The organism is Azonexus hydrophilus DSM 23864, assembly GCF_000429605.1.
GTDB classification, from domain to species: domain Bacteria; phylum Pseudomonadota; class Gammaproteobacteria; order Burkholderiales; family Rhodocyclaceae; genus Azonexus; species Azonexus hydrophilus.
Map to the genome: position 1 here is coordinate 555,968 of NZ_AUCE01000011.1, position 12,050 is coordinate 568,017.

Consider the following 12,050-nt stretch of genomic DNA (forward strand, 5'->3'; position numbering starts at 1 on the left):
TTGGTAAATGCCAGCCAGATTTCATGATTACTTCTATATCCTCGCCACGATAGCTTTTACAGTCTACGGTCAGCTTGTCCTGAAGTGGAGAATCACACAGTTTCCGCCGATGCCGGCGGATTTCCTGCAGAAAATAAAATTCCTGCTCCTGCTGGTTTTCGATCCGGCAATATTCTCCGGATTTGCTGCTGCATTTCTGGCTTCCTTGGCCTGGATGGCGGCGATGACGAAGTTCGATCTCAGCCACGCCTATCCGTTCATGAGTCTCAACTTTGTCGTCGTGCTATTTCTCAGTGGATTGTTGCTTGGTGAACAACTGACTGTTCAGAAAGCCCTTGGCGTCAGCCTGATCGTTCTCGGGACCGTAGTCGCCGCGCGCGGCTAGGTGCATGCGAGTACCGTCGAGTTGGTTTCCCGTCGCGTTATTCCAATCATTTGGTGACTGTTAATTGTGAATATTCCTTTCAACAAACCTTACATGACCGGCAAGGAGCTCTATTTCATTGCCGAAGCCAAGTTTGGCAACATGCTGGCAGGGGATGGGCCATTTACCAAACGCTGTCACAATTGGCTGCAGCAAAACACAGGCAGCTCTAAGGGTTTGCTTACCCATTCCTGCACCGCTGCTTTGGAAATGGCGGCGCTCTTGCTGGATATCTCGGATGGCGATGAGATCATCATGCCTTCCTATACCTTCGTGTCCACGGCGAATGCTTTCGTATTGCGTGGCGGAGTTCCCGTTTTTGTCGATGTACGGCACGACACCCTGAATATAGACGAACGCCTGATTGAAGCAGCGATTACCGAGCGTACCAAGGCCATCGTACCGGTTCACTACGCCGGGGTTGCCTGCGAAATGGATACGATCCTGCAAATTGCCCAGCGCCACGGAATTGCTGTCGTCGAAGATGCAGCCCAAGGCGTAATGGCGAGATACAAGGGGCGTGCCCTGGGAAGTATAGGCAATCTGGGAACCTACAGCTTTCACGAAACAAAGAATGTCATATCCGGCGAGGGAGGGGCATTGCTGGTCAATGATCCTGATTTGATCCTGCGTGCGGAGATCATTCGAGAAAAGGGAACCGATCGCAGTCGTTTCTTCCGTGGGGAAGTCGATAAATACACCTGGCAGGAGGTTGGTTCCTCCTTCTTGCCGGGAGAGCTGACGGCAGCATTCCTTTGGGCTCAGTTGGAGGAAGCGGATTCGATTACCAAGGCCCGCCTGGCTCTATGGCATCGTTACCACGAGCACCTGGCACCGCTGGAGGCCAGCGGACTCATCCGGCGCCCGGTGATTCCCAATGACTGTGAGCATAACGCCCATATGTACTACATTTTGCTGGCGCCAGGCATTGATCGGTGCCGGGTTCTCGATGAGGTTAAGCGAGAAGGTGTAGCTTGTGTATTTCACTACATTCCCCTTCATTCCTCCCCGGCCGGCCGTCGCCTTGGTCGTGTGAGTGGCAGCCTGGAAGTTACCGACAGTCACGCTGAGCGTCTGATCAGGTTGCCTTTATGGCTGGGTATGACAGAGCAGGAGCTGGCGCGAGTGGTGGAGATACTCGGAAACGCCGTTCGTCGCTGAGAATCGCTTTATGTCCTTGAGTGGACCGGGGAGTATTTTTTGGATCGCATGATCGCGCACAAGGACAGGTGGATCGTCACTATCTTCGGCTTGCTGGCTCTGTTGGTCGGCATTCTCTATGCGGTCAAGCCCCTGAATGCCGACGACGTATATTTTCTGCACCATGCCTGGAGCATGGTGCATTTTGGCGCCACGCCTTATGCCGCCTATCCGTTTCCGGTCGCTCCGGCGATCTTCGGCATGGTGGTTGGTGGTGCGGGTCTTTACGGCGCCTTGGCGCTGAAGATTCTGGCTTGCGTGATCAGCGTATTCCTGATTTTCAAAATATTTGACCGGGGTGGCTTCTTTTATCCGCTTATCGGCCTCGTGGTTTTTTATCTGCTGTTGTACAACCGGTTGCTGGACATCCGGCCGGAGATGCTGGCCACGCTGATTTCACTGCTGGTTCTGTACCTGCTTGCATGTTTTGACAAGCGGGTGCTGGAGAGCGGCGACTGGCTGCTTTTTCTCTGCATTTTCCTGTTGTTTCTCTTGCCTTTCGTGTCGCCGCGCTACGTTGTGTTTTCGGCGGTGATCGGTTTGTTCATTCTCTTTGCTGGTCGCGCTGGCTTCCTGAAGGTGTTGTTTATCTCACTGCTCAGCATGTGTCTTGTGCTGTTGCTGGTTTATGGGCTGGCTGGATTTCCGGCGGACGGTCTGAACACTTTCCTGCAGGGGGATACACGAGAGGCCATCGCACTGAAAAACCGGATCAGGTTGCTGTTCGGGAAAAATGTCCTGGTGGTGTACCTGTTCATTTTTGTCGGCATGCTGATCGCAGTCCGTCATGGGCGGGAGATGCTGCGGCCCTTGCTGCTTTACCTGGCAGTGACGGGGGCGTATTTCATTTTTTCGCTTTCTCTGGAAAAAATGCCTTTCCGCTATGTTGCCCAGCCGACGGTCCTCCTGATCGTGGCGTTCTGTTATTTTGAATTCCTGCGCCCGGTGCCATATAGACTGGATCGGGAGCAGGTGAGGAAAGCTGGTCTTCTGGTCAGGTTTCTGTCGATATTCTTCGTCGCGTTGTTCAGCTACCACTTGACCAAGGATATCTTGAAGGAGGGGCGAGCCGTGGTGACCTGGGCTGCGTCGGGCGAAGGCTTGTCTTGCAAGGGGCTTAAGTACGGTGATTTGATCGGTCGCTATGACCTGAATCCTTTAGAGCAGGTTTGTTTGTCCAGCAGGCTGTGCGACGAGTTTCGCGGTTACAAGGTTTTCGTCGATAGTTTCAGAACGCATCCGATCTGCCTTGAAGATCAGTACTCCTCAACGTACTGGCAAGGAAAGCTGGACCGGACAGAATTGATTACCGAATTTACCCGGGCTGGCGAGTTGTTCATCATCCAGAATCAAGAGGGAAAAGGGATCTTTCTTTATAAAACTGGCGACTGATCCATGGTGCTCCATTTTTTTTGGGTTTGTATGTTTGACCGAAGCAATCAAACGTGCTTTGTGGCTAGTCGTTAATATCAAAGGAGCAGTCAGTGCGGTTATTGTTGGGACGTATTTTGCGGATATTTTGGGGGCCAAAAATTCCGACGCTACCCAATGGGGAGAAAAGGCTGCATTTAGGTTGCGGCAAAATCGATCATCCGGGTTTCATAAATGTTGATGCGATACTGCGTCGCCACGTCCACAAAATTCAAGAAGTCGATCGCTTGAATGCCTTCGCAGATGCCAGTGTTGATCTGGTTTATGCCTGTCATGTTCTGGAGCACTTCAGTCACCTGGATGTTCCCGATGTGCTTAAGGAGTGGGGGAGAGTGATCAAGAAGGACGGTAGGCTATGCCTCTCTGTTCCTGACTTCGACAAGATATTGCATATTTACGAAGAGACAGGAAAGCGTGTGGATGTCATCATCAATGCGTTGATGGGTGGGCAGGAATACGCGTACAACTATCACCGGGTGATATTCAATCAGGACTATCTGACGGATTTGCTGCTGGCGGCGGGTTTTACCAGCGTCAGGATTTGGCAGCCCGACGATGGAGGTGTCGGACACGATGTAAATGACTGGTCGAGGCGGCTGTTCAAGGTGGGGGATCGCGCGTATCCGATCAGTTTGAATATCGAAGCGATCAAATAGCTCGTTATCGGCTAGTGGGCGGCTTCCCAATTCGGCCCGACCCCCACTTCGACGACCAGTGGCACCTTCAGCTGCGCCACCTGAGTCATCAGGCGCGGTAGCTGCGTGCGGATTTCCACCAGCTCGGCGTCCGGCACTTCGAGCACCAGTTCATCGTGCACCTGCAGGACCAGTTTCGACTGGCGTGCTGTCTGTTCCAGCCAGCCCTGGACGGCGATCATGGCAAGCTTGATCAGGTCGGCGGCGGTGCCCTGCATCGGCGCATTGATCGCCGCGCGCTCCGCGGCCTGGCGGCGGTTGCCGTTGCTCGAACGGATTTCCGGCAGCCACAGGCGGCGACCGAAGACGGTCTCGACGTAGCCGTGCTCGCGCACCGTCGCCCGCGCTTCTTCCATGTAACGGGCGACACCGGGGTAACGGGCGAAGTAGCGGTCGATGTAGGTCTGCGCGGCGCTGCGTTCGAGGCCCAACTGGCGGGCGAGGCCGAAGGCGCTCATGCCGTAGATCAGGCCGAAGTTGATGCTCTTGGCGACGCGGCGTTGATCGGGGCCGACTTCCAGCGGCGTGACGCCGAAGATCTCGGCGGCGGTGGCCCGGTGCACGTCCTCGCCGTGGGCGAAGGCGTCGAGCAGGCGGGCGTCGCCGGAAAGGTGCGCCATGATGCGCAGTTCGATCTGCGAATAGTCGGCCGAGACGATGCTGCTGCCTTCGGGGGCGACGAAGGCGGTGCGGATCTTGCGCCCTTCGTCGGTGCGTACCGGGATGTTCTGCAGGTTGGGTTCGCTGGAAGCGAGCCGGCCGGTGACCACCGAAGCCTGCGAGAAATGCGTATGCACGCGGCCGGTGTCCGGGTTGATCATGCGCGGCAGCTTGTCGGTGTAGGTGCCTTTCAGTTTCGCCAGCGAGCGGTGTTCGAGCAAGAGCTTGGGCAACGGATAGTCGAGTGCCAGTTCGGACAGCACTTCCTCGTCGGTCGACGCGCCGCCGGACGCGGTTTTCTTCTTCACCGGCAGGCCGAGCTTGCCGAACAGGATTTCGCCCAGTTGCTTGGGCGACGCCAGGTTGAACGGCTGGCCGGCGAGTTCGTAAGCCTGCGCTTCCAGCGCCATGATCTTCTGGCCGATTTCGTGGCTCTGACGGGCCAGCGTGTCGCCGTCGATCAGGATGCCGGTGCGCTCCATCTGCCAGATCACCTGGCGGGCCGGCAGTTCGATCTCGTGGTAGATGCGGGAGAGTCCCGGCTCCTTGGCGAACTGCGGGTGCAGCACCTCATGGACGCGCAGCGTGACGTCGGCGTCCTCTGCCGCGTAGGTGGCGGCGCGCTCGATGTCGACCTGGTCGAAGCCGATCTGCTTGGCGCCCTTGCCGCACAGGTCTTCGTAGGCGATCGTGGCGAGGCCGAGGTGGCGGCTGCACAGTTGGCCGAGGTCGTGGCCCTTGTCGGATTCGATCACGTAGCTCTGCAGCATCGTGTCGTGGGCGATGCCGGCCAGCGCGATGGCGTGGTTGGCGAAGACATGCTGGTCGTACTTGGCGTTCTGCAGCACCTTCTGGCGCTCGGCGTTTTCCAGCCAGGGTTTGAGTTTCGCCAGCACCTCGTCGCGCGGCAACTGCTCGGCGACGCCGGGGCCGTTGTGGGCGAGCGGAATGTAGCAGGCCTCGCCGGGCGTCACCGACAGCGAGATGCCGACGATGCGCGCGGCGAAGCTGTCGAGGCTGGTGGTTTCGGTGTCGAGCGCGGTCAACGGTGCGGTTTCGATCTTTTTCAGCCAGGCGTCGAAAGCCGCCCAGGAAAACACCGTCTCGTAGCGGACCTCGCTCGGCGCGGCGGGCGGCGCGGCCGCTTCTTCGCTGGCTGGCGGCGCGTCGCTGTCGAGTTCGCGCGTCCAGGTGCGGAAGTTGTAGCGGGTGTACAGCTCGCGCAGCGTGTCGCGGTCGCGCGCCCTGGCAGTCAAGGCCGTCGGCGCCGGCAAATCCGGCAGGTCACAGACGACGGTGACGAGCTTCTTGCCGAGCGGCAGGAAACCGAGGTGGTCGCGCAGGTTCTGGCCGACCACGCCGCTGATCTTGTCGGCGTTGGCGACGATGGCGTCGAGCGAGCCGTATTGCGTCAGCCATTTGACGGCGGTCTTCGGTCCGCACTTGGCGACGCCGGGGACGCCGTCGACGGTGTCGCCGACCAGCGCCAGGTAATCGACGATCAGCGAAGGCGGGACGCCGAACTTGGCTTCGACGCCGGCCGTGTCGAGCATTTCCTCGCTCATCGTGTTGTACCAGCGGACATGCGGGCCGACCAGCTGGGTCAGGTCCTTGTCGCCGGTAGAGATCAGCGTGTCGATGCCGTCGGTGGCAGCTTTGGTCGCCAGTGTGCCGATCACGTCGTCGGCCTCGACGCCGTCGACACACAGTACCGGCCAGCCGGCGGCGGCGATGGCGGCGTGGATCGGCTCGATCTGGGCGCGCAGGTCGTCGGGCATAGCCGGGCGGTGCGCCTTGTACTCGGGATACCAGTCGTCGCGGAAGGTCTTGCCCTTGGCGTCGAAGACGACGGCCTTGTAGTCTGCCTTGTGGTCGCTTTCCAGACGACGTAGCATGTTCAAAACCCCGTACAGCGCGCCAGTCGGCTCGCCGGCCGGATTCCGCAGGTCGGGCAGGGCGTGATAGGCGCGGTACAGATAGGACGAACCGTCCACCAACAACAAGAGAGGCATGGCAATGACCGAAAGCGAAAAACTGGTGATGGGCATCGAGACCGAGGCGCTGCTGAAAAGCGCGACAGCCCGCGAATCCTGGCGGATTTTCGGCATTATGTCAGAGTTCGTCGAAGCTACCGACCGCCTGGCGGCGATCAGGCCGGCGGTGACCATCTTCGGTTCGGCTCGGGTCAAGGAAGGCACGCCTTACTACGAATTGACCGAGCGGGTTGCGCGTTTGCTGTCCGATTCCGGCTTCTCGGTGATTTCCGGCGGCGGTCCCGGCATCATGGAAGCGGCCAACAAGGGCGCTTTCCACGGCAAGTCGCCGTCGGTCGGCCTGAATATCCAACTGCCGCATGAGCAGTCGAGCAATCCCTATCAGGACATCTCGCAGACCTTCCGCCACTTCTTCGCGCGCAAGTACATGTTCGTCCGCTTTGCCAGTGCCTATGTCGTCATGCCCGGCGGCTTCGGCACGCTCGACGAACTGATGGAAGCGCTGACCCTGATCCAGACCGGCAAGGCGCGCAAGATGCCGATCATCCTGGTCTGTTCCGACTTCTGGAAGGGTCTGGTCGACTGGTTCAAGGACACCCTGGTGCGCGAGAAGATGATCGACGCCGAGGACATGCACCTGATCCAGATCATCGACGAGCCGGAAAAGGTGGTCGAGGCCATCTTCAAGCATTACGAAGCACGGCCGTTCAGCCCGCTGCCGAACGAGCGGGAGATGATGCTCAACCTGTAATAAAATGGCAGCGAACCCGAAAGGAAACATCATGCGCCGTCTCTTACCGATCCTGCTGCTTGCCGCGCTGCCCGCCTGGGCCCAGCAGGGCGATCTGCAGCCCCTGCCCGCCGTGCCGCCGCCTCCGCCGGAAATGGAGCCGTTCGATGCGGCTCTCGAACCGCAGGTGACCATCGTCCGCAATGCCAAGGAAACCCGCGAGGAATTCCGCATCAACGGCAAGCTGTACATGGTCCGGGTCACGCCGGCTGTCGGCAAACCCTATTACCTGGTCGACCGTCAGGGCGACGGGGTGATGCTGGAAAGCGACGTCAATCCCAATCCGGTGCGCCCGCCGATGTGGGTCATTCACAGCTGGTAAGCCTTGTCCGTCTATACCACGGTCGGGCGCGCCGAACTCGCCGCCTGGCTGGCGCCGCTGGAGCTGGGCGCACTGCTTGATCACGCCGGCATCGCCGCCGGCATGCAGAACTCAAATTACTTCGTGACCACCGACGGCGGCCGTTTCGTGCTGACCCTGTTCGAGGCCACGGATCCGGCTGCGCTCGATTTCTATCTGCGCCTGCAGGCGCATCTGGCCGATGCCGGTCTGCCCTGTCCACGTCCGGCCGTCGATGCCGCCGGTCGCTTGTGGCGCCCGCTGTGCGGAAAGCCGGCGGCCCTGCTCAGCTGCCTGCCCGGACAATCGGTCGACGACCCCGGCACCGAACATTGCCAGGTGGTTGGTGCGACGCTGGCCCGCCTACATCTGGCCGCGGCCGGGCTGAGCGAGGCGCCGGCCAATCCTTGCGGCGCCGCCTGGCGGCAGATGGTCGGCGAGCGTCTGCTGCCGCTGCTGCCGGCCGATGAGGCCGCCTTGCTGACCGACGAACTGGCCTTCCAGGCCGGTCAGGAAGGGGCGTCGTTGCCGCAGGGCGTGATCCACGCCGATCTTTTCCGCGACAATGTGCTGTGGCAGGACAACGCGCGTCTGGGTGGCCTGCTCGATTTCTACTTTGCCGGGATCGACGCCTGGCTGTTCGATCTGGCCGTCGTCGCCAACGACTGGTGCCCGGATGACGGACGGCTGGCGGCTTTGGTTGATGGTTACACTGGCGTTCGCCCATTGACTGCCGACGAGCGCGCCGCCTGGCCGGCGGTGCGACGGGCAGCTGCCCTGCGTTTCTGGTTGCTGCGCCTGGAAGCGCGGCACATGCCGCGGGCCGGCGAAGTGGTCACGGTCAAGGATCCTGGCGATTTCCGCCGCCTGCTGGATAAATTCCGCCTTGCCCCGGCGGCGCTCCCCGGCTAGCATCCGCGCATGAGCGAAACTCCCCAATTCCCGATGGCCCCCGCAGCCTTCGACGGCGAAAGCCGCGAAGTCGATGCCGGCGCCTGCTTCGACTGGCTGGCTCAGGGCTGGGCCATGTTCATCGCCCATCCCGGCATCTGGCTGGGTAGCAGCGTGTTGCTGCTGGTCATTTTGATGGCCATTTCCATCGTCCCGATCTTCGGACAGGTCGCCGCCCACCTGCTGGTGCCCCTGTTCGGCGCCGGCATGCTGCAGATCTGCCGGACCGTCGCCAACGAAGGCGAACCCCAGATCGGCGAGTTGTTTGCCGGTTTCCGCCAGCACGCCGGGCAACTGGTGATGGTCGGCGTGTTCTTCGCCATCGGGGTGTTCGGCATTGCCCTGCTGGCTTTCCTGCTGATCGGCGGCGGCATGCTCGGCGGTGCCATCACCGGGCGGGTCGGCGGCATCGGCATTGCCTTCGGCGGCTTCCTGTTGGCCGTCCTGCTGGTGCTGCTGTTGTCGGTGCCGGTCATCATGGCCACCTGGTTCGCGCCGGCCCTGGTGTACTTCCACGGCATGCAACCGCTGGCGGCGATGAAGGCCAGTTTTGCGGCCGGCGCCAGGAACTGGCTGCCGATGATCATTTTCGGCATTTTCCTGATGGTTGCCGGGTTCTTCGCCATGCTGCCGGTCGGCCTGGGTCTCCTGTTGTTGCTGCCGGTGTTCTCGGCGGCGGTCTACGCGTCGTATCGCGACATCTTCACGGGAGCCTGAGCGATGCGCGCAGTGAATCTGCCGGCGCGTGCCGGCTGGCAATGGGTTAGCGGCGGTTTCGCCATCTACCGGCGTAATCCGCCCGTGCTTTCTATCCTGGTCATCAGCTACTGGTTCGTCGTCGTTTTTCTCAACCTGTTTCCCTTCATCGGCGCGCTGGCAGCTTCGGCGGTCATTCCCGGCCTGTCGGTGGGGCTGATGCAGGCGGCGCGCAACATCGAACGTGGCCAGTCGGCCAGCATCCAGACCTTGTTCAGCGGCTTTCGCGACAACGTGCGCACGCTGATCGCCCTCGGCGTCCTTTATCTGGTGGCGACGCTGGCGGTGCTCGGGTTGTCGACGATTGCCGACGGCGGCGACCTGCTGCGCTACATGCTGGCCAGCAGCCGCGCCGAACGGGCCTTGCTCGAAGAAGCGGATTTCACGCTGTCGGCGATGCTGGTGGCGATTTTCATGGTGCCGGTGCTGATGGCCTGGTGGTTTGCGCCGGTGCTGGCGGCCTGGCATCGGCAGCCGCTGGGCAAGGCGTTGTTCTTCAGTTTTGTCGCCTGCGTGATGAACTGGCGCCCCTTCCTGGTTTACGCCGTCGGCTTGATGCTGGTTGCCGTGGTCCTGCCCGGCCTCATCCTCGGCATGTTGCTGATCGCCCTGCCGGCGCTGCAGGGCTTTGCCACGCTGGTGGTGATGGTGACCATGGGCCTGGTCGTGGCGCCGACCGTATTTGCCAGTTTCTATGTCGGCTATCGCGACATCTTCGGCATTTCCGAAATTGTCTGACCCGCTCGGGATCTTCGGCGGCACCTTCGACCCGGTCCATTACGGGCATCTGCGTCTGGCCGAGGAGTCGATGGCGCATCTCGGGCTGGGCGGCGTGCGCTGGATTCCGGCCGGTAATCCGCCGCATCGCGACACCCCGCAGGTGACCGCCGCCCAGCGCCTGGCCATGGTGCGGACGGCGACGCGCGACAATCCGCGTTTCTCGGTCGACCCGGCCGAGGTCGAGAGTCAGGCGCCGAGCTATACCGTGCAGACACTGGAACGCCTGCGTGAGGAACTGGGCGCGCAGCAGTCGCTGGTCCTGCTGGTCGGTGCCGATGCCTTCGCCGGGCTGGCGAGCTGGCACCGGTGGACTGAAATTTTCGACCTGGCGCATGTCGCGGTATCGCATCGCCCGGGTTTTCCGGTCGAAGCGGCGAGCTTGCCAAAAGCATTATCGGCGCAGTTTTCCCGCCGGCGCATGCTCGATGTCGCCGCGCTCAAAGCCTCACCGGGTGGGGCAATCGTCACTTTTGCCATGACCCAGCTGGCGATTTCGGCAACCCAGATTCGCAAGCTGCTGGCCAACGACCTGTCGGCGCGTTATTTGCTGCCGGATGGCGTTCTCGACTATATTTCGTCCCATTCCCTTTACAGAAACCCCTGATGGACATACGCAAGCTGCAAAAAATCGTCGTTTCCGCCCTTGAAGATATCAAGGGCAAGGATATCGAAGTCATCAACACCACCAAGCTGACCTCGATGTTCGACCGGGTCGTGATCGCCACCGGCGATTCCAACCGGCAGGTCAAGGCACTGGCCAACAATGTGGTCGAGAAGGTCAAGGAAGCTGGCGGGGAAATCATCTCGACCGAAGGGGAAGACGGGGGCGAATGGGTGCTGGTCGATATCGGTGACCTGGTCGTGCACGTCATGCAACCGACCGTCCGCGCCTACTACAACCTCGAAGAACTCTGGCAGGCCACCCCGGCCCAGCGCCGCAAGCTGGCGGAGCAGGCCACCGGCGAATGAAGCTGCTCGTCGTCGCCGTCGGCCATCGTCAGCCGGCCTGGGTCGACGACGGCTGCGCCGAGTACCTCAAGCGCATGCCGCGCGAAGCCGCGGCCAGCGTGATCGAGATCAAGCCCGAGCCGCGCGGCTCGAAAACCCGCGAACAGTTGCTGGCGGCCGAGAAGTCGCGCATTGACGAGGCCTTGCCGTCGTCGTGCCGGTTGGTCGTGCTCGACGAGAAGGGCGACGACCTGACCACGCTCAAGCTGTCCCGACGCCTTGAGGCCTGGATGCAGGACGGGCGCGACGTCGTGCTGCTGATCGGCGGAGCCGACGGCATCGACGAGGCGCTCAAGCAGCGCGCCGCCGAGAAGATCCGCCTGTCCAGCCTGACCCTGCCGCACGGCATGGCGCGCCTGCTGTTGTGCGAACAGTTGTACCGGGCAGTCAGCGTCTTGAAGAACCACCCTTATCACCGGGAAGGATGATGCGCATCTACCTCGCCTCACGCAGCCCGCGCCGCCGCGAATTGCTGCATCAGATCGGCGTCGATTTCGAAACCCTGATCGGCGAAGTCGAAGTCGACGAAACGCCGCTGGCCGGCGAAGCGCCGGCTGCCTACGTCGAACGGGTGACCCGAGCCAAGGCGGCGCAGGGCCTGCAGATCATCCACGAGCGCCGGCTGATCGCGCATCCGGTGCTGTCAGCCGACACCACCCTTGAATTCAACGGCGAGATCATCGGCAAGCCGGTCGATGCCGCCGACGCGCAGGCCATCCTGCAACGCCTGTCCGGCCAGGTCCATCGCGTCATCACCGGGGTGGCGGTGTGCGACGAGCAGCGCTGTGCCTACGTGCAGTCGATCAGCGAAGTCCGCTTCCGTGCCATCGATGACGAAGAAATCCGGCATTACGTGCTTTCCGGCGAACCGATGGACAAGGCCGGCGCCTACGGCATCCAGGGCCGGGCCGGCTTGTTTGTCGCCCATATTGCCGGCAGTTACACCGGCATCATGGGCTTGCCGGTGTGCGAGACCGGCGAGCTGCTCAAAGCGTTCGGCTGGCGTTTCTGAGCGCGGAAC

The 12,050-nt window shown here is 61.2% G+C and carries 14 protein-coding genes; 13 read left to right on the forward strand and 1 reads right to left on the reverse strand.

Going from position 1 to position 12,050, the window contains the following annotated elements; translation table 11 throughout:
- The first annotated feature begins 7 nt into the window (after positions 1 to 7).
- The 4 genes from G471_RS0103295 (at position 8) to G471_RS18595 (ending at position 3,711) form a co-directional block, all read left to right on the forward strand.
- The gene (locus G471_RS0103295) at positions 8 to 385 is read left to right on the forward strand and encodes an EamA family transporter (protein WP_028994072.1); all 378 of its coding nucleotides are present in this window, start codon (positions 8 to 10) and stop codon (positions 383 to 385) included.
- 66 nt (positions 386 to 451) lie between these two features.
- Complete coding sequence (rffA, locus tag G471_RS0103300; protein WP_028994073.1) at positions 452 to 1,585, forward strand: dTDP-4-amino-4,6-dideoxygalactose transaminase; 1,134 nt, start codon at positions 452 to 454, stop codon at positions 1,583 to 1,585.
- Between the two features lie 39 nt (positions 1,586 to 1,624).
- Positions 1,625 to 3,016: a hypothetical protein gene (locus G471_RS0103305; RefSeq protein WP_157272438.1), complete on the forward strand. Its 1,392-nt coding sequence runs from the start codon at positions 1,625 to 1,627 to the stop codon at positions 3,014 to 3,016.
- 92 nt (positions 3,017 to 3,108) lie between these two features.
- Entirely contained in the window at positions 3,109 to 3,711 is a 603-nt protein-coding gene (locus G471_RS18595) for a class I SAM-dependent methyltransferase (protein ID WP_157272439.1), read from the forward strand.
- Between the two features lie 11 nt (positions 3,712 to 3,722).
- Here the strand turns inward: G471_RS18595 and polA are convergent, their stop codons facing one another.
- Positions 3,723 to 6,422, reverse strand: coding sequence for a DNA polymerase I (gene polA / locus G471_RS0103315; protein ID WP_028994075.1), 2,700 nt, complete (start codon positions 6,420 to 6,422; stop codon positions 3,723 to 3,725).
- Positions 6,423 to 6,426: 4 nt separating this feature from the next.
- Here polA and G471_RS0103320 point away from each other — a divergent pair, with 4 nt between their 5' ends.
- The 9 genes from G471_RS0103320 to G471_RS0103360 are packed head-to-tail and all read left to right on the forward strand — an operon-like array spanning position 6,427 to position 12,041.
- Positions 6,427 to 7,155: an LOG family protein gene (locus G471_RS0103320; RefSeq protein ID WP_028994076.1), complete on the forward strand. Its 729-nt coding sequence runs from the start codon at positions 6,427 to 6,429 to the stop codon at positions 7,153 to 7,155.
- A gap of 31 nt (positions 7,156 to 7,186) precedes the next feature.
- Positions 7,187 to 7,516, forward strand: coding sequence for a DUF2782 domain-containing protein (locus tag G471_RS0103325; protein WP_028994077.1), 330 nt, complete (start codon positions 7,187 to 7,189; stop codon positions 7,514 to 7,516).
- 3 nt (positions 7,517 to 7,519) lie between these two features.
- Entirely contained in the window at positions 7,520 to 8,446 is a 927-nt protein-coding gene (locus G471_RS0103330) for a homoserine kinase (protein WP_028994078.1), read from the forward strand.
- Between the two features lie 9 nt (positions 8,447 to 8,455).
- The gene (locus G471_RS0103335) at positions 8,456 to 9,202 is read left to right on the forward strand and encodes a BPSS1780 family membrane protein (RefSeq protein WP_028994079.1); all 747 of its coding nucleotides are present in this window, start codon (positions 8,456 to 8,458) and stop codon (positions 9,200 to 9,202) included.
- 3 nt (positions 9,203 to 9,205) lie between these two features.
- A complete protein-coding gene (locus tag G471_RS0103340) occupies positions 9,206 to 9,979 on the forward strand; it encodes a BPSS1780 family membrane protein (protein ID WP_028994080.1) in 774 nt (257 codons plus the stop codon).
- Entirely contained in the window at positions 9,972 to 10,625 is a 654-nt protein-coding gene (gene nadD, locus G471_RS0103345) for a nicotinate-nucleotide adenylyltransferase (RefSeq protein WP_028994081.1), read from the forward strand. The genes G471_RS0103340 and nadD overlap by 8 nt, the downstream gene beginning before the upstream one ends.
- Positions 10,625 to 10,990 carry a ribosome silencing factor gene (rsfS, locus tag G471_RS0103350; RefSeq protein WP_028994082.1) on the forward strand — a complete coding sequence of 122 codons (366 nt, stop codon included), beginning with the start codon at positions 10,625 to 10,627 and terminating at the stop codon, positions 10,988 to 10,990. Before nadD ends, rsfS begins: the two co-directional genes overlap by 1 nt.
- Positions 10,987 to 11,457 carry a 23S rRNA (pseudouridine(1915)-N(3))-methyltransferase RlmH gene (gene rlmH, locus G471_RS0103355; protein ID WP_028994083.1) on the forward strand — a complete coding sequence of 157 codons (471 nt, stop codon included), beginning with the start codon at positions 10,987 to 10,989 and terminating at the stop codon, positions 11,455 to 11,457. The genes rsfS and rlmH overlap by 4 nt, the downstream gene beginning before the upstream one ends.
- Positions 11,457 to 12,041 carry a Maf family protein gene (locus G471_RS0103360; RefSeq protein WP_028994084.1) on the forward strand — a complete coding sequence of 195 codons (585 nt, stop codon included), beginning with the start codon at positions 11,457 to 11,459 and terminating at the stop codon, positions 12,039 to 12,041. Before rlmH ends, G471_RS0103360 begins: the two co-directional genes overlap by 1 nt.
- The last annotated feature ends 9 nt before the right edge of the window (positions 12,042 to 12,050 follow it).

Coding starts and splice junctions, on each gene's coding strand:
- G471_RS0103295 (WP_028994072.1), top strand. CDS start 8: ATGCCAGCCAGATTTCATGATTACTTCTATATCCTCGCCACGATAGCT.
- polA (WP_028994075.1), bottom strand. CDS start 6,422: ATGCCTCTCTTGTTGTTGGTGGACGGTTCGTCCTATCTGTACCGCGCC.
- G471_RS0103320 (WP_028994076.1), top strand. CDS start 6,427: ATGACCGAAAGCGAAAAACTGGTGATGGGCATCGAGACCGAGGCGCTG.
- G471_RS0103325 (WP_028994077.1), top strand. CDS start 7,187: ATGCGCCGTCTCTTACCGATCCTGCTGCTTGCCGCGCTGCCCGCCTGG.
- G471_RS0103335 (WP_028994079.1), top strand. CDS start 8,456: ATGAGCGAAACTCCCCAATTCCCGATGGCCCCCGCAGCCTTCGACGGC.
- G471_RS0103340 (WP_028994080.1), top strand. CDS start 9,206: ATGCGCGCAGTGAATCTGCCGGCGCGTGCCGGCTGGCAATGGGTTAGC.
- rsfS (WP_028994082.1), top strand. CDS start 10,625: ATGGACATACGCAAGCTGCAAAAAATCGTCGTTTCCGCCCTTGAAGAT.
- rlmH (WP_028994083.1), top strand. CDS start 10,987: ATGAAGCTGCTCGTCGTCGCCGTCGGCCATCGTCAGCCGGCCTGGGTC.
- G471_RS0103360 (WP_028994084.1), top strand. CDS start 11,457: ATGCGCATCTACCTCGCCTCACGCAGCCCGCGCCGCCGCGAATTGCTG.